Origin of the sequence: Kitasatospora sp. Root107 (genome assembly GCF_001424875.1) — a bacterium.
Taxonomy (GTDB): domain Bacteria; phylum Actinomycetota; class Actinomycetes; order Streptomycetales; family Streptomycetaceae; genus Kitasatospora.
In genome coordinates this window covers 1-19,235 of the sequence record NZ_LMCT01000040.1, presented here as the reverse complement: position 1 = coordinate 19,235, position 19,235 = coordinate 1, and the positions used below count along the sequence as shown (strand labels likewise).

Sequence of the window (19,235 nt, the reverse complement as noted above, 5' to 3'; positions counted from 1 at the left end):
AACTACCTACAACCAGGGGATGTCACTGCCGCTGTGCGGCTTTGGCGGGACCACGTTCACCGCTCCGAGCGGCAGCAGTGGCACGACTACGAGTGGGGCAACGTGCACTGGTACTGCTGCGGCAACCCCTTGGAGGCTCGCGCCCTCCTCGACACGGTGATGAATGCGATGTCGCCCCGGGGCTCCCGCTCACTCCGGAAGATCATCAACAAGCTTGACGCCGCCTACAGCATCCCCCTGCCGCCGCATGACAGCGGTCGAGGATAAAGCACAAGATGGACTGGCTGTTCCTCAACTTCTTCGCGGGTGCCAAGGTCGACAACCCCGTGGCCGTCGACGCCGGACCGCTCGGCGGGCAGATGCGGTGCGGCACCAGCACGGTCAACGGTGGCGTCATCTGCCATTGGGAGGACGCCGGCACCTTCGGCACCGTGATCGCCGGCGGCGTCACCGATGTCCGGCAGGCGGGCGACCTCGCCCTCAAGTTCCGCAACACCGCAGAACACTGAGCTTCGACGAGAGTCGTGGGAGGGGTGGGCCGGCAGATGGACGGTGACCGGCGGCGTGCAGCAGTCGTGGCACTCGGCGAGCTCGGGCGAAGCCCCGACTACCGTGACCGGGCAGATGCCGGTCACGGCTTGGCAGGCTTCGCCGAGATGCCGGAGGCCGTCAGGCCGCTGCTGGAACTCGTGCTCGACCCGGACGACACCTTCGTCACCCTGGTGACCGCGAGAGCCGTGCTTCGGCGAAAGGACAGAGCCGGGCTGAGGATTGTGGCCTCCGCGCTGGCAACCGCCGACGAGAATCGCAGCGACTGGATCCACACCGCGATCGTCGATGTGTTCGGCATCTTCGCTATCGACCGGGACGACGCGATGCGCTTGTGCGAGGAGATGTCGCGGGACGCTGACGGCCACGTCGCCCTGGGAGCTCGTCAACTGCACGAGATCCTGCGCGCGATCGACCCTGTTCTTCGCCCTTCACAGCCCGCTCTGGGAGACAGCACGGAATGACAGGAAACGGCGCTGAGAATGGGAGTCGAGTGGAGTCGGTGACGTTCCGGGCCTGGCGGCAGGACGGCCCGGCGCCATTGGCCCCGATGGGTCGGCGCTACGTCACGGTGAATGAACTCCTGGTGCGACTGGGGAGTTTCGGGTTGGGGCTGACCTGGCGGGTGCGGTTCTACGAGGACGGGGGCCGGCTCGCCGGGATCGTGCAGCTCTCCGAGGCCGGCGTGGGGACGCTGGAGCTGTTGGCCTTGCTGCCTTCGGATCTACAGGCGATCGATGCGGACTTTGTCGGGTACAGGGGCACTGAACGAGTGCTGGTGCTCCGAGAGTTCGACAGTTCGTCGTGGGAGCTGCTGACCGCCGACGCCTGGGTACTCGGTGAGATTCGTCGGCACTTCCCGGACACGGCTCCCCTCGCCATGGAGTGCTGGGAGGAGACCCCCTGGTGGGAGCAGCCGCTGCCCAAGAACTGGGGTGAGTAGGTACGGCTGGGTCACCGGACGTGCGCGTCGAAAAGGTCCCCCGAGTAGGGCGCAGCCACCAGGCGGTGCATCACCGGCAGGGGCAGGGCCGGGTTGGCGGCGGCCACGTGGGCGAGTTCCTCGTCGTCGAGGAGTTCGGTGAGCCGTCGCAACGGAAGGCTCGGGTGCCGAGCGGCGTCCGCCCGTACGTCCGGGTCGGGGTCGGCCGACAGCCGGGCCAGGGTGGGCGGCGGGATCTGCGGGTCGAGGAGGGCGAGCCGTCGGAGCATCGGGTCCGCGGCTTCGGCGTAGCCGCTGAGTTCCGCCGTCGGGAAGTTCGGACGGGTCGTCAGCTGCCACCGCTCGCGGCCGGTGTACTCCAGGAAGCTGCGCAGCAGCAGTTCCGCCGAGGCTTGAGGGTGGTTCTGGGCGAGCAGGACCCGCACCCCGAGATCCGGGTCGTCGGACAGGAGCGTAACGAGGTCCGGCGGCAGACTGGGATCGCACGCGGCCGAGCGGCGCAGCGTGGGGTGACTGCTGAGGGCGTGGCGGCGGGACCGCGCCGGATCGTAGTACTCGGCGGGGAAGCCGGACGGGCCGAAGGTCTGGTCCGAGCTGACCTGGTAGTCGATCGCGGCGCGTTCCTCCTCGGTGAGGGCCGGGTGCAGGGATATCCGGGTGCGTACCGCCGGGTCGGGGTCCTCGGCGAGGGCCTGCCGCTGTTGCGCCGTCAGTTCCGGTCGGCCCGCAGCCGTCTCGCGCACGTGCGGGTCCGGATCGCGGACGAGCAATGCCAAGACGTCGAGCGGGAGGCTCGGGTTGCCGGCGATCATAGCCAGATCCTGACGCTCCGCCGGAGTGGCCAACACTTGTTCCACCACGCGGCGGGAGAGCGCTCCGTGCATCAGCAGGTGTGTCCGGGCGTGGCTGGGTCGGTCGGGGAGCTCGCGCTCGACGTACTCGGGGTCGAGGTGTCTGTCCTGCCGCTGGGCCGTCTCGCGTACCTCTTCGTCAGGATCGGCGAGCAGGGCCGACTGTTCCTGCTCGGTCAGCTCCGACCACCAGGCGCAGGCGTAGACCCTCACCATAGGTTCCGGGTGCGACGGAAACGTCCACCGAGCCGACCTCGGGACCTGCCGGAAGAGCGAATCCAGGCACTCCTGCTCATAGGTCGTCAGCATCCTGACCACGGTCTGCTCCGGAAGCTTGCTGTGCCCGTACCGGTAGCCCGGTCCCCGGCCGAGCCAGGCCCGGACCAGCCAGTGCGGATCGTCCACCAACCGGGCGCGTTGCGCCGGGTCGACGTGCGGGTTGGCCGCGAGGAACCGCCGGGTACGAGGGTCGGGGTGGGTGAGCACCGCGTCCACCACCTCCACTGGCAGGTCCCGCTCCAGACAGAGGGTCATCCGTACAGCGGCGGAGTCGCACGCGAGCAACCGGAGCAGCACGTCCGTCGGGGCAACCGGGTTGAGCGCCACCCCGGCGAGCCGCCGGGCCGGCAGATCGGCCGCCTGCCAGTTCTGCTCGGCCGCATGTGAACCGTGACGCATGACCGACGACTCCCCCTGATCGGCAAAGCAGCGATTCTAGCCCTAGGTTCCGGGATGTGGTGTCCAGCCGGTCGCGGTGGCCCACGGCTCGGCGACCGCGATGATGAGGTCGACGACCGGGTCCTTGACGTCGGCGTAGGTACCGGTATCCGCGACCGTGTCCGCGAGAACCCTCTTGAACCGGGCGTAGGAAGGGACGGCCTCGGGGTGGGCCCGAAGCCAGTCGCGGAACAGCAGGGCAAATCTCTCGTTGGGGGAACCAAGCAGCCGAACATGCAGGTTGACGTCCCCGCCGGGGTGCCCGCGGCGCATCCACAGCCGCTTCGCCCATCGGGCCTGGTCGTCGTCGCATCCGGCGGGCACATGGTCCTGCTGGTAGGGGGACAGCTGGAATCCCCGGTCGGCCAACGGCTGTTCGAAGGCGTGCGCCGCCTCGGCGAGATCGCCGACGCTGATCTGCAGGTCGAAGGTCGCCTTGGCCGCCATCCCGGGGATCGCGGTGCTGCCGATGTGATCGACGCGCAGCGCCAGCGGTGCGAGCGCGGCCCGCAGTTCGGTGCTGATGACGACTCCTCGCGCCCGCCAGCCGGGGTCGTGGTCAGCCACGATGGGGCGAGTGGGCGTCGTGTCGTCTGCCATCCGAGGGAGTATAGGAGCAGCGGTCCGGCCGTGGCAGGACCAGCCGGGGAGCTCGCCGAGGATGACGACGCAGGTCAGCGCCTACGACAGCGCGTCCCGGGCCAACAGCGCGGCCTGCACCCGGTTCTCGCACTGCAGCTTGGCCAGGATCCGGCTCACGTACGTCTTCACCGTCGCCTCGCTCATGTGCAGCCTGCCGCCCGCGTCGGCGTTGGACAGGCCCTCGCCGAGCAGGTCCAGCACCTCGCGCTCGCGCGGTGAGAGGGTCGCCAGCCTGCGCCGGGCCGCCTCGCCCCGGGCTCCGGCCGCCGGGGTGGCGGCCAGGCTGTCCACGATGTGCCGGGTGGCCGCCGGGGAGAGGAAGGCGTGGCCACCGGCGGCGGCCCGGACGGCCAGGATCAGTTCGGCGGGGGCGGTGTCCTTGAGCAGGAAGCCCGCGCCGCCGGAGGTGACGGCCCGTAGGACGTTGTCCCGCGCGCCGAAGGTGGTCAGCACCAGGGCCTTGGCATCCGGTGCGTAGCGGGGCAGTTCGGCCAACGCGCTCAGGCCGTCCAGTACCGGCATCTGGATGTCCAGCAGCACCACGTCCACCGCGTGCTCCCTGGCCAGCTCCAGCGCCTGCTGCCCGTCGGCCGCCTCGGCGACCACGTCGATGTCCTCGGCGCTGGTCAGGATCATCCTGATGCCCGCCCTGATCAGCGGCTCGTCGTCGGCGACGAGGACTCGGATCACGCGCACTGGCCTCCGTCCGGTTCGGTCCCGCCACCCACGATCTCAGTCGTCCGCACGGTAGTGCACCTTCTCCACCAGCACGCCGTCGCGGAAGCAGAGCCGGGACACTCTGCTGCTGGCGAACTGGTCCGACTGGTGGTCGGACACGAACCAGACGCAGTCCGTCCCGGCCGGGGCCGCCGGGCCCTTGTCCCGGTAGGAGCTGGTCATGAAGCCGCTCCCGGCGGGCAGTTGGGCGCGGACCTCCGCCTCGGACTGGCCGACCTGGAGGGTGTCGTACCGGCTGTCCGGCAGGGTTGCCCGGTCCAGGGACTCGAAGAACTTGACGCCGCCCCAGAGCAGCAGGCCGAGCACGCTGAGCAGCACGCCCGCCACCACCAGGGCGCAGCCGAGGGCCGGCCGCCGCCGGGGCAGCCGCTCGGCGGGGGCGGCGGGGAGGTCGGGCCCCGGCGTGCAGCATGCCGCCGAGCAGCCGGGTGCGCTCGCGCAGGCCGGTCAGGCCCTGGCCGCCGCTGACGGCGGCGGTCGGCGCGGGGGTGCCCGCGCCGTTGACCACCTCGACCAGCAGGGCGTCGGGTTCGTACCGGAGCGCGACACCGATCGGGGCGCCGGGAGCGTGCTTGTGCGCGTTGGTCAGCGACTCCTGGACGATCCGGTACGCGGCGTGGCCGGTGGCCGGGGTGAGCTCCCTGATCTCGCCGGTCCGGGTCAGTGTGACCTCGGTGCCCGCCGCCCGGGAGGCACCGGTCAGCCGTTCGATCTCGCCGACGCCGCCCGCCTCCTGGGGTTCGCCGGTGGCGTCGTCCCGGAGCAGGCCGACCACGCCGCGCAGTTCGCGCATCGCGCCGACGGCCGCCTGCCGGAGCACCGTGACGGCCTCGCGCTGACCCTCGGTCAGGGTGCGGTCCACCTCCAGCGCGCCGGTGTGCACGGAGATCAGCGCGAGCTGGTGGCCCAGGCTGTCGTGCATGTCCTGGGCGATCCGGTGCCGCTCCCGGAGCCGGGCCTGCCGGGCGATCATGACGCGCTCGCGCAGCAGCTGGTCGTTGCGCTCGTGCAGGGCGGCCAGCAGGGTCCGGCGCTGCGCCCGGTAGCGGGCGAACACGGCGGGCAGCACGGCCAGCAGCAGGAAGCCGCCGACACCGACGCCGAGCAGGGCCGGCAGCGGCATGTCGTCGAGGTCGGAGGCCAGCGAGACGGCCGTCATCAGGACGAACGAGACCAGGAAGACGATCACCGCGTCGCGGGCCCGGGTGATCCGCCGGCCGGCCGACCAGCTGGTGATCATCAGCAGTGGCAGCCAGCTGCCGAGGGTGCCGCCGCCGATCGCCGCGCCCACCAGGGCCAGGCCGGGCAGCCCGCGCCGGAGCAGGAAGAGCACCGCCGCACCGAGGCCGATCACCGTGAACGGCACCGGTCCGCTCGCGCCGACCGCTCCCAGCCCTCCGCTGACCACGCCGACCAGCAGCGCCGCCAGACCCTCCCGCAGCAGGGCAGCCCGTCCCCACGGTCCGGGCAGCGCTCTGGCCACCACCGTTCTCGCCCCGCTCACGATCCGCTCGCTCACCACTCGTGCGAGGGTAGGCGAAGTCCGGTCCTGACCGGCAGTCGCCGTTCGTCGCGACCCGGTCGCGACCAAAGTCTCGACCGCCTGGCTGGGCCCGGCCGCCGCCTGGCTGGGCCCGTCCGCTACGTCATCCGGTGGACCGTCCGGCGCGCCTGCCCCGCCCTCGCACTCGCGTCCGGATGATCTGCAGGTATGAAATTCGGTTCACCTGCTTCATGGGCCCGACTGGCCACCGGGCTCTGCCTGGCACTCACCGCAGCCGCCTGCGGCAGCTCGGCGGAGAGCGGCGGGGAGACCACGGCCTCCCGGGCCCCGCAGCCACCGGTCGCACAGCAGCCCGCCGTCCTGCCGGGCCGGGCCGCCGAACAGGAGGACAGCGCGCAGCGGTCCGGCGTCCACCGGTTGCTGACCGAGCGTCAGCAGGCCGAGCTGGCGCAGGCCTGGGGCCTGCCCTCGCTGCCGCTGGCCGCCCCGCCGGCCCCGGCCCGGAAGGTGGCGCTGAGCGCGGGGCCGCACGTCACGCTGGCCGGGGACGACCTGCCCGCGCTGGTGCGGCGGGTGCCGACCGACGACCGGGTGGTGTTCCTGACCGTGGACGACGGGAAGGAGAAGGACCCCAGGTTCAACCGGATGATGCGCGAACTGGGCCTGCCCTTCAGCGCCTTCGTCTCCGGCTACCTGGCCCGCAGCGACTACGGGTACTTCCGGGACCTGAACGCGCAGGGCGTGCGGGTCAACAACCACACCGTCAACCACAAGGACCTGCGGAAGCTGAACTACGCGCAGCAGCAGGCCGAGATCTGCGGCCAGCAGGACGAGCTCGAGCGCGAGATCGGGGTCCGCCCGGTGCTGTTCCGGCCGCCGTACGGCGAGTACACCACCGACACCCTGCGCGCCGCCCGCTCCTGTGGCATCACGGCGGTCCCGATGTGGAACGAGGAGGCCTTCCCGGACCGGATGGAGTACCGCCAGCTCGACCGGCGGCTGCACCCGGGCGACATCATCCTGACCCACTTCCGGGGTACCGAGGACTGGTCGGGGTCGATGACCGACATGGCCCGTCAGGTCCTCCGGACCGTCACCGAGCAGGGCTTCGCACTGGCCCGGCTCGACGACTACCTCGGCTGACGCCCGACGCCGCCCGCCCGACTCCGGACGCCCGACGGGACTGACCGGCCGTCACATTCGCCTTCCCGGACTTGGTCATGCGCATGTTGACCTGCGGGCCAGCCCCTCCTATGCTCGGTCCGCTCTTCGCTCCGTGGCCCGGAAAGGCTCCCGAAATCTCCAGTACGCCGCAGGCCCTCGGCCGCCGCCGATTCCTCACCTACCTGGTGGCCGCCCCCGCCCTCGCGGTCGGCGCCCAACTCGCCCTGGACGCCGAGCCGGCCCAGGCCCTGCCCGGGCTGCCGAGCCTGGCCGACCTGGGCGACGCGCTGATCCTGGCCGGGCTGCCGACCGCGCACCTGCTGGTGCTGGAGGTCACCGAGGCCGGCCGGGTGGTGCTCCAGCTGCCCCGGGTCGAGGTCGGCCAGGGCCTGACCACCGCGATGGCGATGCTGGTCGCCGACGAGCTGGACGCCGTCCTCACCGACGTGGACGTCCCGCTCTCCCCGGCCCGCCCTGAGCTGCTGTTCGCTCAACTCACCGGCGCCTCCAACTCGGTGCGGTCCCTCTACGACCCGGTCCGGGCCGCGGCCGCCGCTGCCCGGGCCCGGCTGGTGACCGCCGCCGCCCGCCGCTGGGACCTCTCCGCGACCGGCCTGCGCACCCAGGACAGCCGGGTGATCGCCCCGGACGGCCGCTCGGCCTCGTACGGCGAACTCGCCGTCGCGGCCGCCGCCGTGCTGGTCCCGGCGGTCTCCACGCTGCCCCGGCCCGCCACCCAGCAGCGCCTGGTCGGGCAGCCCACCGGCCGGATCGACGCCCGGGACATCGTCACCGGGAAGGCCAAGTACGCGGGCGACCTGGACGTCCCCGGCGCGGTGCCCACCGTGGTGCTCCGGCCGCCCACCGTCAAGGGCACCGTGCGCAGTTGGGACGGCGCCGCCGCGCGTGCGATGCCCGGCGTGCTGGACGTGCTGGCGGTGCCCACCGGTATAGCCGTCCTGGCCGAGACCTTCGACCAGGCGCTCAAGGCCAAGGCCGCCGTCCAGGTCAGCTGGAACCCGGGGCCGCTGGCCGCGCTCTCCGACACCGACGTCCGGGCCAAGCTCCGGGCCGCCACCGCGCCCTTCGTGGTCCCGCCGCTGCTGAGTCTGAGCCTGGACGCCGAGTTCGACTTCGCCTTCGTCAGCCACGCGCCGATGGAGGTGCTCACCGCCGTCGCGGACGTCCGCCCCGACCGGGCCGAGCTCTGGTTCGCGGCCCAGGCGCCGATAGCCGCCCAGCAGGCCATCGCGGCCGTCCTCGGCCTGCCGGTCGGCGCGGTGAAGGTGAACGTGGTCCGGGCCGGCGGATCGTTCGGCCGCCGCCTCTTCGCGGACGCCGCCGTCGAGGCGGCCCGGATCTCCCAGGCGGCCGGACGGCCCGTCAAACTCATGTGGACCCGCAACGACGACATCCGGCACGGCCGGGTGCGCCCCGCCAGCCACCACCGGGTCCGGGCCACCCACCTGCTCGGCCAGGTGCTCACGTACGAACACCGGGTCTGCACCGTGCGGACCGACTTCGGGCACGGGCTCGGCGAGGCCCTGACCGCCGCCGGAGCCTCCCTCCCGGTCGGTGCGGACGCCTTCTCGCAGGTCTTCTTCGACCTCACCCAGGAGCTCCCGTACGAGCTCGGGGTCACCACCCAGCTGCTCACCGAGGTGCCGCTGGACATCCCCACCGGGAGCTGGCGCTCGGTGTACTCGGGCCTGGTCCGGGTCGCCGACGAGGTGATGGTGGACGAGCTGGCCCGCACCCTCGGCCGGGACCCGGTCGCCTTCCGCCGGGCCAGGCTGCGGGACGCGGGCGCCCGCGCCGTCCTCGACAAGGCCGCCCAGGCCGGGAGTTGGGGCCGCCCGATGCCGGCCGGGCACGCCCAGGGCATCGCCTTCCACTCCGAGCACCGCTCCAGCGTCGCCTGCCTGGTGGAGATCGACGCCACCGACCCGGCCGAACCCCGGGTCACCAAGGCGGTGGTGGCCGCCGACGTCGGCCGGGTGATCAACCCGCGCGGCCTGGAGGCACAGCTGCTCGGCGCCGTCACCGACGGCATCTCGGTCACCCTGCGGGCCGGCCTCCACCTGGACCGCGGCGCGATCCGCGAGGGCAGCTACGCCGACTTCCACTACGCCCGGCAGCGGCACAGCCCGCTCGCCTTCGAGGCGCACCTGATGCCACCGAGCGGTCCGCCCGGTGGCGCGGGCGAGCTCGGCGTCCCGGCGGCCGCCGCCGCGGTGGCCAACGCCTACGCCCGCGCCACCGGCACCAGCCCGCGCAGCTTCCCGATCAAACACTGACCGATCAGACACTGACCGATCAACTTCTGAAGGACCGTCACGTGCCCACTCATCAGTTCGTCCTGAACGGCAAGCCGGTCACCGTCGAGGCACCGGCCGACATGCCGCTGCTCTGGGTGCTGCGCGACAAGCTCGGCGTCACCGGCCCCAAGTACGGCTGCGGGGTGGGCGTCTGCCGCGCCTGCACCAGCCATCTGGACGGCGAGGAGATCCAGCCCTGTGTGGTGCCCGTCGGCGACTGCGCGAACCGTCAGGTGACCACCATCGAGGGCCTGGCGGACGGCGACGTGCTGCACCCCGTCCAGCAGGCCTGGCTGGACTGCGACGTGGCCCAGTGCGGCTTCTGCCAGCCCGGCCAGATCATGACCGCCGTGGCCCTGCTGCGCCGCACCGCCTGCCCGACCGACGCGGACATCGACCGGATCGAGAACGTCTGCCGCTGCGGTACCTACTTCCGCATCCGGCAGGCCATCAAGCAGGCGGCCGACGCGCTCGACTGACGCCCGCTCAGGCGATCGGCAGGGCGTGCAGCACCCGGTCGTGACCGGCGTACAGCCGCTTGCCGTCGGTGTTCAACCGCCAGACCTGGACGCCCGGTTCGGCGTCCCGGAAGGTCCACCGGACCGCGCCGGTCGCGATGTCCAGCGCCCAGACGCCGCCACCGGTCGGGCCGGGCACGAAGAGTGTCCCGCCCACCGCCACCGGACGGCACCGGGAGTCCAGCCGGAACGGCAGCCGGCAGGACCACACCTGGCTGCCGTCGGCGGGTACGTTCCTGGTCACCTCGCCGTTGTCGCGCAGCAGGTACAGCGCGCCGTCGGCGGCCAGCGGCCGGATCGGCCGCCAGCTCTCGTCCTCCAGCACCCAGCCCGGCCTGCCGTCCGCCAGCCCGAACGCCCGCACACCGTTGGCGCGCCGGGCCGTGTAGACCCGTTCGGCGTCGCACTCCCGCCAGCTCAGCGCCTGGTCGGCCGAGGCGCTCCAGAGCACGGAGCCGTCCGCCGCGCTCAGCGCGACCACCTCGTCCCGGGTGCTGCGCGCCACCAGCCGCCCACCGGGCGCGGGCTGCAGGTCCGTCAGGAACCCGTCGTTCTCCCGGGCCGTCCGCAGCCAGCACGGCCTGCCGGTCGGCAGGTCCAGCGCGAACAGCGCCCCGTCCTCGAAGCCGCCCACTCCGAACAGCACGTCCCCGTCCACGTCGAGCAGTTGGCAGAACCGGCCGGCTTCCGGCGGGATCGCCACCGACTGGTCGGGCCCGTACCCGTAGGCGGTGAACCGGCCGCCCCCGACCTGATGGACCCGATCTCCCGCTGCCAGCAGGTCCTCGGCGCGGGGCCCCGGGGGTCCGCTGGGCAGCTCGATCCGCTTGACCACCGCGCCGCTGTCCGGTGACAGCAGGTAGACCTGCTCGGTGGTCGCCAGCAACGGCACCGTCCCGGCCCCGGCCACCCGGTCGGCGGCCTGCGGCACCTCACCCCGGTACGTCCAGAGCGGCTCAGGACCGGACACCGCGACCCGGCCGCGCTCCGGCTCCCGGTCCCCACCCCGGCCGAGCCCCCAGGCCGCCCCGCCCGCCACCAACGCTGCTGCCCCCAGCAGCAACTGACGGCGTGACGGCCCGCCCGGCGCCGCCTCGAGCTGCTCGCCCGCCGGAGCGCCGCCCTCGGGCTCGTCCAGCGTTGTCGACCCGACCTGCTCCCCCGTGTGCATTTCGGCCCCACCCCTCCATCATCCGATGATCAGAAGAGAATAACGGGCCCGGCCGCAGCCCCGGTGACGCCAGGTCAACAGGATCGTGCTGGCAGCATGCTGCCTGATCCCCGGCCTGACGCCCTCTACCCATTTCGATCAACCGCTGGGACGCTGGTCCAGGTCCGGGTGCCCGCTGGGGTGGCGCACGGCGGAGCGAGTGGAGAGTGCGGCGGATGCTCCTGGTGCAGCAGTGACCCGGACGGAGCCACCGGCCACCAGCACCGGCCCTGCCCCCTCGGCGACCCGTCGTGATCTGGGGGTGTTCCTCGCCGCCAAGACGATGTCGGACATCGGGTACGCGCTCGACTTCATCTGCCTGTCGGTCTTCGTCTGGGAGCGCAGCCACTCCGCCTTCGCCACCGGGCTCTTGAGCGCCGCGCTGTACGCGGGCGCGATCGCGGGCGGCCGGCTCGGCCACCGGTACGGCGACCGGTGGGACCGGCGGCGGGTGATGATCGGCGCCGACCTGGTGCGGATGCTGATGCTCGCCCTGCTCGCGCTGCTGCCGGACGCGGCGCAGAACTGGTGGCTCTACGCGGCCGTCGCGCTGATCGGCACCGGCCGTTCGGTCTTCGAGGCCACCCTGTCCGCCGCGACGCCGGTCCTCGCCGGGGAGCGCACCCAGGCGGTGAACAGCCTGCTGGCCGGGCTCAAGGGCGTCGCCTTCATGGTCGGCATGGGCCTGGCCACCGTACTGGTCCCGCTGATCGGCTACCGGGGCGTGTTCGCGCTGGACGCGGGGACGTACGCGCTCTCGGCCCTGGTGCTCACCGCCCTCCGGCTGCGGATGCGCGAGCCCGGCGCGGCGGGCGGCGCCCGGCGGGACCGGACCGGCGCCTGGCCGCTGCTGGTCGGCGCGGGTCTGGCGATGCTGGTGGTACTGCGCGGTCTGGACGCCTTCGGCAGCGCCTCGCAGCACGTCGGACTGCCCATCCTGGGCAGCGAGTTGCGGCCCGACTCACCGACCTTCGTCTCCGGCGCGGTCTGGGGCTGCTGGGCGGCCGGCCTGCTGCTGGCGAGCTTCGTCCTGCGCCCGCTCGCCAAGCGCGTCATCGAACACAACCCCATGATGGTGTTCTGCCTGGCCACCATGGTCATGTCGGCGGGGTTCATCGGGATCTTCTGGCTGGACGGCTGGTGGCCCCGGCTGCTCTGCGCCGTGGTCGCCGGTCTCGGCGACGCGCTGAGCGAGATCACCTTCAAGCAGGCCATGCAGCGGCTGCCAGACGACCGGCGCGGCCGGGCCTTCGGCCTGGGCCAGATCGTCGTCAACAGCGGCTTCATGGCCGGACTGCTCGTCACCAGCGTTGCGCTGCAGCCCGATCGGGTGCCGGAGTGGGTCCTGCTGCTGCACGGCGTCCCGCTGCTGATCGCGGCCTGGACGGCCGTCACCGCAGGCGCCAAGAGCACGCCCGTGGCAGCCAGTTGAGGAGACGTCGGTGACGGAGAGCGCATACCTGGACCATGCCGGTTTCGGCCGCCTGCGGCCCGCCGCGGTGAGCGCGATGCAGAGCGTCCTGACGGAGGTGCTGCCGCACGGCAGCACCCGGCTCGGCGGGATCTTCGCCACCCGGGCGGCCGCCCGCCGGTCGATGGCCCGGCTGCTCTGCTGCGCGCCGGAGGAACTGGCCTTCGTGCCCAACACCTCGACGGGGGTGCATCTCGTCGCGGACGGTCTCGACTGGCGGCCGGGCGACCAGGTGGTGCTCTTCGAGCGTGACTTCCCCGCCAACGTCCGCCCGTGGACCAGGCTTTCGCGGCACGGTGTCGAGCCGGTCTGGGTGCCGATGCACGACGGCGGATACCGGATGGCCGACGTCGCCGCCGCGATCGGCCCGCGGACCAGACTGGTCGCCGTCAGCCACGTCAACTTCGCCACCGGCTTCCGGATCGACCTGGACGCGGTCTGCGCCCTCGCCGCCCGGGTCGGCGCCCTGGTCAGCGTGGACGCCGTGCAGAGTCTCGGCGCGCTGCCGCTCTCGCTCGCGGACTCACCCGTCGACTTCCTGGCGGCGGGCGCGCACAAGTGGCTCGGCGGACCGCCCGGGACGGGCGTCTTCTTCTGCCGGGCCGGGCGCCTCGAGCTGCTCCGGTCGCCCCCGACCGGCTGGTTCGGCTTCGACGGCGCGGCGGAGCTGATGAAGGGCCCGGGCCCGCTGAGCTACCACCTCCCCGAACGGGCCGCCACCGCCCGGGTCGAGGGCGGCATGTACGACCTGGTCGGCATGGCCGGGCTGGCCGCCGCACTCGCCGAACTGGAAGCCGTCGGCCTCACCGCCGTGGCCGACCGGGTGCTCACCCTCGCCGATCGGATCAGGACGGGTATTTCCGATATCGGCTTTACTCCCGCCACCCCGCCCGGCCCGTCCTCGAACTCCGGAATCGTCAGTTTCTCCACTCCGCAGCTGGACAGCGCCGAACTCGTGGACACCCTGATCGGGTCCGCGGTCCAGGTATCCGTACCGGCCGGCCTGGTGCGGGTCTCCCCGCACTATTGGACGACGGACGAAGAAGTCGATCTCTTCCTGGTCAGGATCTCCGAACTGAAGCCATGACAACAGCCGGTCCGTGAAACGTCTTTCACGGACCGGCAACCCTTGGCGGGCGGCCTTCGCCACCCGGTCCAACCCGGCACAGCCGAACCCTGCGGCCCCATGGCCACAGGGCTGGAGCGCATTTTCTGCCAGCCGAATTCATTACCTGACAAGGCCCTTCGAATTACGGCCGAAATACTCCCGACCACCCTTGACCGCACCCGTCGGACTGCCATAGTTTCCCCTCACCAGCACCGGCACGAATATACGTGTCCGGTCATTCGGTGAAGGGAGTACGAAATGTCGTACGAGTCCTGGGAGTCCCTTGCGGACGAGGTCGAGATCACCACGGGTGCAGCTGACTGCTGGACCTGTCTGATGGACGACGCCACCTGAGCCGTCCCACTGGTGTTGCGCCCTGTGGCCTCCGGTCGCAGGGCGCATCTCAGTTCTCCGAGGGCACGCCGAAGAACACGTCGAGAACGATGGGGATGGGCACCGTGGACCGCTGGCAGTTCAGTCACGGCACAGTCGGGGTGAACGCCCCGAGCTGGCTGACCTTCGAGGTGCACCGGCCGTACTTCGACGGGGCCGACAGCCCGCTGACGGTCATTCAGGCCAGGGCGGCGGTCCTGGCGGCCCGTCGGTTCGAGACCCGCACGCCCGGCGCACTGCGCTTCGGCATGACGATGCCCGCGAGCTACCGGCGGCTGCTGGTCGAGGAGTCCCGGCTGCACCGCTACCGGGCCTCGAACCCGGCGGAGCTGCCCGAGGAGCTGGCCTCGCCCGCGTGGCGGCGAATGGCGGAGGCCTACCGCAACCACGCCGACCTGGACGCCGTCGACCGGGCCGGGCTGGCCCACTGGCTGGTCGCCGCCTGCCTGCTGCCCGCCGTGCTGGACCTGGTACCGGCGAATCTCGACCCGGCGGCCTGCCAGGACACGGTGACGGCGGGGCTGCAGGCCGCCCGCGCCGTCGCGCTGTTCGGCCTCGAAGGTCTGACCGAACGGACCACGGCCGCCTACCTGCCGCTGGTCGACCAACCGGCCCCCACCCTCACCCACGTGCAGTCGGTGGCGGGCTGGGGCTATCTGCTGGCCAGGCACGGCGGCGACGACTCGGCCGTGCCGCACCACCTCGATCGCGCCCGGGCTCTCCTCGCCGACCTGGCAGGCGAGTTGACCGGCTTCCAACGCACCGTCACGGAGGCCCGCCTCGCCCTGCGGGAGGTGATGTACGCCGAGCGCCAGCGGGACTTCGCCGGCGCCACGGCCCGGCTGACGGCGGCTCAGCAGGCCGTCGACGAGCTGACCGCGCCGGACCAGGACGACGCCCTGGTGCTGCTGGAGACCAGGCGCCGGCTGATCGACCGCCGGGTCGAGATGGCCGTCAGGACCGGTGACACCGAGGCCGAACAGCGGGCCCTCGCCGAGGGGTTGGCGATCGACCCGAGCTGCGTGAAGCTCCGGATGCAGACCGCGCAGGCACACCAGCGCGCCGGCCGCCCCGAGCAGGCGTTGACGGGCTACCTGCACGCCGCCCGGCTCGGCCCGTACGGGACCGGGTTCGCGCTGCTGCACGCGGCGGACTGCGCCGAGCAGACCGGGCAGGGCGAGTTCGCCCGGGTGCTCACCGAGCGGGCATTCCGGGCCGCGCCGCGAGCCTCCGCGACCCGTGACCGGCTGGTGGCGAGCTGCCTGGCGGCGGGAGACGAGCCACTGGCCGAGGTGGTCCGGTTGGCCGCCGACCGCGACCCGGAGCGCCCGTACGCCAATAACTGGCACTACCGGATGCACGCGGCGTACTTCAATCTCGGCGAGTCGCAGTCCCCCGGTCTCTACGCCAAACTGCCCACCCTGGCCTTCGAGTTCGCCGAGCAGGGCACCCCGCCGAAGGTGAACTGGCAGCGGCTGATGCCGCCCGCCTTCCGCACCAACCTGATCCGCGAGTCGGGCCTGACCGAGTTCGCCGTCGCGCACCCCGCCGAACTCCCCGCTCACCTGCGCACCCCCGCCTGGGACACCCTCTGCGGCTGGGTCGAGAAGTTCGCCACCTACGACGCGGAGCGGCAGCACCAGGTCGCTGTGGTGCTCTACCGGCTCGGATTCATCAAGCTGGTACAGGAGTTGATTCCCTTCACCCCGGCGGCCGAGCTGCAGACTGCCGCCGAGCTGCGGCTGCACCACTGGCTGGACGTGGTCCGCTGGGTCGGCTCGGTCGGCCGGGCCGCCGTGGTCGCCCCGGCCAACTCGCGGGCGATCGTCGAGCACCTGGCCTGCCCGACCCACCTCCGGTTCGTGATCGCCGTGTTCTCGGTCATCTACGAGGCCCGGGAGACCCGTTCGCTCGAGACCGCGCTCGGCTGGCGGGAGATCGGCGAGCAGGCGATGGCCGAGTTGCTGGCCGATCCGCAGTACTCGCCGTTCGAGAAGATGATGATGGAGAGCCGGTTCTACCGCAGCGTCAGCTACGTACCGTTCCTGCAGCAGGACGCCGCACGGCTGGCCGCCGACATGGACCGGGCCGAGGAGCTGGCCCGGGCGGTGCCGGCCGTCGGCGAGTACCAGGAGTTCCTGCGGCGAGAGAATCTGCGGGCCTGCGTGGAGAGCCGCTCCAAGGAGTTCTACGCCTTCGGCGAGAACGAGCGGGCGCACCTGCTGGTCGCCGAGGCACTGGCCCTCGACCCGTACGAGCCCAAGACCCACATCGAGGTCGCGGAGGGACTGCTGAAGGACGACAACCCCGAGGCGGCGGCGCACAGTTACCTGCGGACGGCGCGGCTGGGGCCGGTCTCCACCGCCTTCGGCTACGCGGCGGCGGGCGACTGCTTCGCCCGGGCCGGGCAGCCGCTGCTCGCCGAGGACTGCTACCTCCAGGCGCTCCGGATCGACCCGTACGCCATCTCCGCCGCCCGGGGCTGGGCCACCGTCGGCCCGGCCAACGGCATGGGCGAGCTGGCCGCGCAGTACCTGGCGGATCTCGAGGCGTGGGGCGCGGCCCGCCGCGCCGCCAGGACCGCATGAGCGCCGAGTGGCGACTGACGCACCGTCAGCCGACCGACGTCGAGGCCGTGGTGACCCCGGTCTGGTCCGATGACCTGCCGGCCGAGCTGACCCCCGCCTTCCGCGCGGGCAGCGGCTTCTCCGGCGCACCGGGCCAGACCCTGCACCTGCCCGGCGCCCCGGTCACCGTCCTGCTGGGCTGCGGCCCCCGGGCCGCCTACGGACGCGACACCGCCCGGACCACCGGCGCCCGGCTGGCCCGCGCCGTCTCCGGCTACCGGCGGCTGGCCCTCCGCGCCCCCGACGCCGAACTGCGGGCGCTGGTCGAGGGCTACCTGCTCGGCGGGTACCGCTTCGCCGGGTACTTCTCCCCTGTGCCCGCGACGGACCAGCGGATCGACCTGGTCACCGAGGACATCCCCGAGGCCCGCACGGCGCTCGCCGCCGGGCTGCGGATCGGCGAGGCCGTCCTGCTGGCCCGCGACCTGGTCAACGAGCCCGGCGAGGCGCTCACCCCACCGGAGTTCGCCGACCGGGCGCTCAAAATCGCCGCCTCCTCCGGCCTGGAGTGCGAGGTCTGGGATGGCGACCGGATCGCCCACGAGCGGCTCGGCGGCCTGCTCGGGGTCAGCCGGGGCTCCCTGCTGCCGCCCCGGCTGGTCCGCCTGAGTTACCGGCCCACCGCCGACCCGGCCGCCCGCCGGATCGCCCTGGTCGGCAAGGGCGTCACCTACGACGCGGGCGGCCTCTCGCTCAAGCCGAACGCCGAACTCGCCGCCATGAAGGCCGACATGGCGGGAGCGGCCGCCGTACTCGCCGCCATGTCCACCCTCACCGCCCTGAACTGCCCGGTGGCGGTGGACGGTTGGCTGCCGCTGACCGAGAACATGCCGAACGGGAACCCGATCCGGGTCGGTGACGTCCTCCGGATGCGCAGCGGCACCACCGTCGAGGTCCGGCACGCCGACGCCGAGGGCCGCCTGATCCTGGCCGACGCCCTCACCCTGGCCGGGGAGACCACCCCGGACGCGATCATCGACCTCGCCACCCTCACCGACGCGGCCGCCGTCGCCCTCGGCCGGCGCATCACCGCCGTACTGGGCACCGACGACGCCCTCACCGACGGCCTCCGCAGCGCCGGACGCCGGGCGGGCGAGGAGCTCTGGCCACTGCCACTCCCCGACTCCTACCGCACCCAACTCGCCTCCCGCGTCGCCGACCTGGCCAACTACACCCTCGGCGTCCGCCACGGAACCGCCCTCCTCGCGGGCCTCTTCCTCCGCGAGTTCGTCCCCCCGGACATCCCCTGGGCCCACCTCGACATCCAGGGCACCGCCCTCTCCGACACCGACGACGCCGAGTGGACACCCGGCGGCACCGGCGTCGGCGTCCGCACCCTGATCGAGTACCTGCTCGCCGACGGCAGCTGACCCTCGTCAGCCGACGGCAGTCTCCTACTGCAGTCCCAAGTAGCTCCAGCGCACACCTTGCCGAGCATGCGGGTCCTCACGCTCGCTGTGGTGCACGACGCTCAGACCATGGCCACGGGCGAGCTCGATCGTCTCGTGCGCCGAAACGTCGAACATCCGCCGCCCGGCCGGGACCGGGCCGTGCCGCAGGGAGAGGACTACTCGCCCCTCGCCGGCGAGCAGGTCGGCGATGCTCCTCATCGCCGACGACCGCTCCAGTTCGTCCAGGTGCATCCACACGGCCGTCAGCAGGATCAGGTCGAAACGTTGACCGCGACTGCGCAGTATCCTCATCTCGGGCAGCGAGTCGTCGACCCACTCGATGTCCCGGTCGTCATGGATCTGTTGGCCCAGAGCACGGAGCTCCGCAGTCGGCTCGGCAGCGACCACCACGTGCCCCTGGCCGGCCAGCGCGGCGGCATCACGGCCACTGCCGGCTCCGATGTCGAGGATCGCACTGGGCTGAGCGGGGAACAGGTGCAGTACGTCGCGGTGGACCTCGGCGAAGGAGACGCTCTCGTACTGCTCGACGAGCATCTCTGCGGCTTCGCCGTAGCCGGCGGTACTGGAAAGGGGCTCCGGAATGATCACTCGCACAGACTAAGGTCACGGACAGACAGGACGGCCGACGGTGCCCGTCCACACCCCTGCCGTAGAGAGGGCCGACCCCGATGAGCACCCACCTGATCCTGCCCGGGTACCAGAACTCCGAGGCCGAGCACTGGCAGAGCTACTGGGAGCGGTCCGACCCGGCCCGGTTCTGGCGGGTCGAGCATGCCGACTGGGACAAGCCGCAACTGCCGGACTGGGTGGGCACCCTCGACCGCGCCGTGGCGGACGCCGACGCTCCTGTGGTGCTGGTCGCGCACAGCCTGGGCTGCATCACCGTCGCGCACTGGGCCGCCTCGGCCCGGCCCGAGCTTGCGGCGAAGGTGCTGGGCGCGCTGCTGGTCGCCCCCGCCGACATCGACACGGCGGAGGTGCCCGAGCTGGTCAACTTCCGCCCGGTGCCGCTCGCCCCGCTGCCGTTCCGCACCACCGTGGTCGCCTCGGACGACGACCGGACGACGACC

17 protein-coding genes and 1 pseudogene are annotated in these 19,235 nt (G+C 72.3%); 11 read left to right on the top strand and 7 right to left on the bottom strand.

The features are described 5' to 3' along the window. The first annotated feature begins 275 nt into the window (after positions 1–275). The 3 genes from ASC99_RS27700 to ASC99_RS27690 all read left to right on the top strand — a co-directional run bounded on the left by ASC99_RS27700 (position 276) and on the right by ASC99_RS27690 (position 1,492). Positions 276–509 (top strand): hypothetical protein, encoded by a 234-nt coding sequence (locus tag ASC99_RS27700; RefSeq protein WP_057237074.1) that lies wholly within the window; start codon positions 276–278, stop codon positions 507–509. 66 nt (positions 510–575) lie between these two features. Further along, a complete protein-coding gene (locus tag ASC99_RS27695) occupies positions 576–1,013 on the top strand; it encodes a hypothetical protein (RefSeq protein ID WP_082598697.1) in 438 nt (145 codons plus the stop codon). A gap of 122 nt (positions 1,014–1,135) precedes the next feature. After that, positions 1,136–1,492 (top strand): hypothetical protein, encoded by a 357-nt coding sequence (locus ASC99_RS27690; RefSeq protein ID WP_235583153.1) that lies wholly within the window; start codon positions 1,136–1,138, stop codon positions 1,490–1,492. Between the two features lie 11 nt (positions 1,493–1,503). Here the strand turns inward: ASC99_RS27690 and ASC99_RS27685 are convergent, their stop codons facing one another. The 5 genes and pseudogenes from ASC99_RS27685 to ASC99_RS41250 all read right to left on the bottom strand — a co-directional run. Then, on the bottom strand, positions 1,504–3,021 hold the full coding sequence (locus ASC99_RS27685; protein WP_082598688.1) for a hypothetical protein: 1,518 nt from the start codon (positions 3,019–3,021) through the stop codon (positions 1,504–1,506). A 42-nt stretch (positions 3,022–3,063) separates the two neighbouring features. Beyond that, a complete protein-coding gene (locus tag ASC99_RS27680) occupies positions 3,064–3,660 on the bottom strand; it encodes a GrpB family protein (protein ID WP_057237072.1) in 597 nt (198 codons plus the stop codon). Positions 3,661–3,741: 81 nt separating this feature from the next. Continuing rightward, on the bottom strand, positions 3,742–4,392 hold the full coding sequence (locus ASC99_RS27675) for a response regulator transcription factor (protein ID WP_057237070.1): 651 nt from the start codon (positions 4,390–4,392) through the stop codon (positions 3,742–3,744). Between the two features lie 42 nt (positions 4,393–4,434). Continuing rightward, positions 4,435–4,758: a hypothetical protein gene (locus tag ASC99_RS38995; RefSeq protein WP_057237068.1), complete on the bottom strand. Its 324-nt coding sequence runs from the start codon at positions 4,756–4,758 to the stop codon at positions 4,435–4,437. A gap of 493 nt (positions 4,759–5,251) precedes the next feature. Further along, positions 5,252–5,362: pseudogene (locus ASC99_RS41250) on the bottom strand (hypothetical protein); the annotation flags it as partial. A 789-nt stretch (positions 5,363–6,151) separates the two neighbouring features. On the opposite strand from ASC99_RS41250, the gene ASC99_RS27660 reads away from it, so the two are divergent. The 3 genes from ASC99_RS27660 to ASC99_RS27650 all read left to right on the top strand — a co-directional run bounded on the left by ASC99_RS27660 (position 6,152) and on the right by ASC99_RS27650 (position 9,905). Continuing rightward, positions 6,152–7,087 carry a polysaccharide deacetylase family protein gene (locus ASC99_RS27660; protein ID WP_082598687.1) on the top strand — a complete coding sequence of 312 codons (936 nt, stop codon included), beginning with the start codon at positions 6,152–6,154 and terminating at the stop codon, positions 7,085–7,087. Between the two features lie 110 nt (positions 7,088–7,197). After that, positions 7,198–9,405 carry a xanthine dehydrogenase family protein molybdopterin-binding subunit gene (locus ASC99_RS27655; protein WP_057237064.1) on the top strand — a complete coding sequence of 736 codons (2,208 nt, stop codon included), beginning with the start codon at positions 7,198–7,200 and terminating at the stop codon, positions 9,403–9,405. A 41-nt stretch (positions 9,406–9,446) separates the two neighbouring features. Next, entirely contained in the window at positions 9,447–9,905 is a 459-nt protein-coding gene (locus tag ASC99_RS27650) for a (2Fe-2S)-binding protein (RefSeq protein ID WP_057237062.1), read from the top strand. Between the two features lie 7 nt (positions 9,906–9,912). Here the strand turns inward: ASC99_RS27650 and ASC99_RS27645 are convergent, their stop codons facing one another. Then, complete coding sequence (locus ASC99_RS27645; protein WP_057237060.1) at positions 9,913–11,115, bottom strand: PQQ-binding-like beta-propeller repeat protein; 1,203 nt, start codon at positions 11,113–11,115, stop codon at positions 9,913–9,915. 232 nt (positions 11,116–11,347) lie between these two features. Between ASC99_RS27645 and ASC99_RS27640 the strand changes: the two genes are divergently transcribed. The 4 genes from ASC99_RS27640 to ASC99_RS27625 all read left to right on the top strand — a co-directional run bounded on the left by ASC99_RS27640 (position 11,348) and on the right by ASC99_RS27625 (position 18,123). Then, positions 11,348–12,586 carry an MFS transporter gene (locus ASC99_RS27640; protein ID WP_057237058.1) on the top strand — a complete coding sequence of 413 codons (1,239 nt, stop codon included), beginning with the start codon at positions 11,348–11,350 and terminating at the stop codon, positions 12,584–12,586. 10 nt (positions 12,587–12,596) lie between these two features. Further along, the gene (locus tag ASC99_RS27635) at positions 12,597–13,712 is read left to right on the top strand and encodes an aminotransferase class V-fold PLP-dependent enzyme (protein WP_057237056.1); all 1,116 of its coding nucleotides are present in this window, start codon (positions 12,597–12,599) and stop codon (positions 13,710–13,712) included. A gap of 470 nt (positions 13,713–14,182) precedes the next feature. Next, a complete protein-coding gene (locus tag ASC99_RS27630) occupies positions 14,183–16,714 on the top strand; it encodes a hypothetical protein (RefSeq protein WP_057237053.1) in 2,532 nt (843 codons plus the stop codon). Next, on the top strand, positions 16,711–18,123 hold the full coding sequence (locus ASC99_RS27625) for a leucyl aminopeptidase (RefSeq protein ID WP_063857217.1): 1,413 nt from the start codon (positions 16,711–16,713) through the stop codon (positions 18,121–18,123). Before ASC99_RS27630 ends, ASC99_RS27625 begins: the two co-directional genes overlap by 4 nt. A 24-nt stretch (positions 18,124–18,147) precedes the next feature. On the opposite strand, the gene ASC99_RS27620 is transcribed toward ASC99_RS27625, so the two are convergent. Then, the gene (locus ASC99_RS27620; protein ID WP_235502557.1) at positions 18,148–18,753 is read right to left on the bottom strand and encodes a bifunctional 2-polyprenyl-6-hydroxyphenol methylase/3-demethylubiquinol 3-O-methyltransferase UbiG; all 606 of its coding nucleotides are present in this window, start codon (positions 18,751–18,753) and stop codon (positions 18,148–18,150) included. An 80-nt stretch (positions 18,754–18,833) separates the two neighbouring features. Here ASC99_RS27620 and ASC99_RS27615 point away from each other — a divergent pair. Next, on the top strand, positions 18,834–19,235 hold a 402-nt coding region (locus tag ASC99_RS27615), incomplete at its 3' end, for an alpha/beta hydrolase (RefSeq protein WP_057237047.1).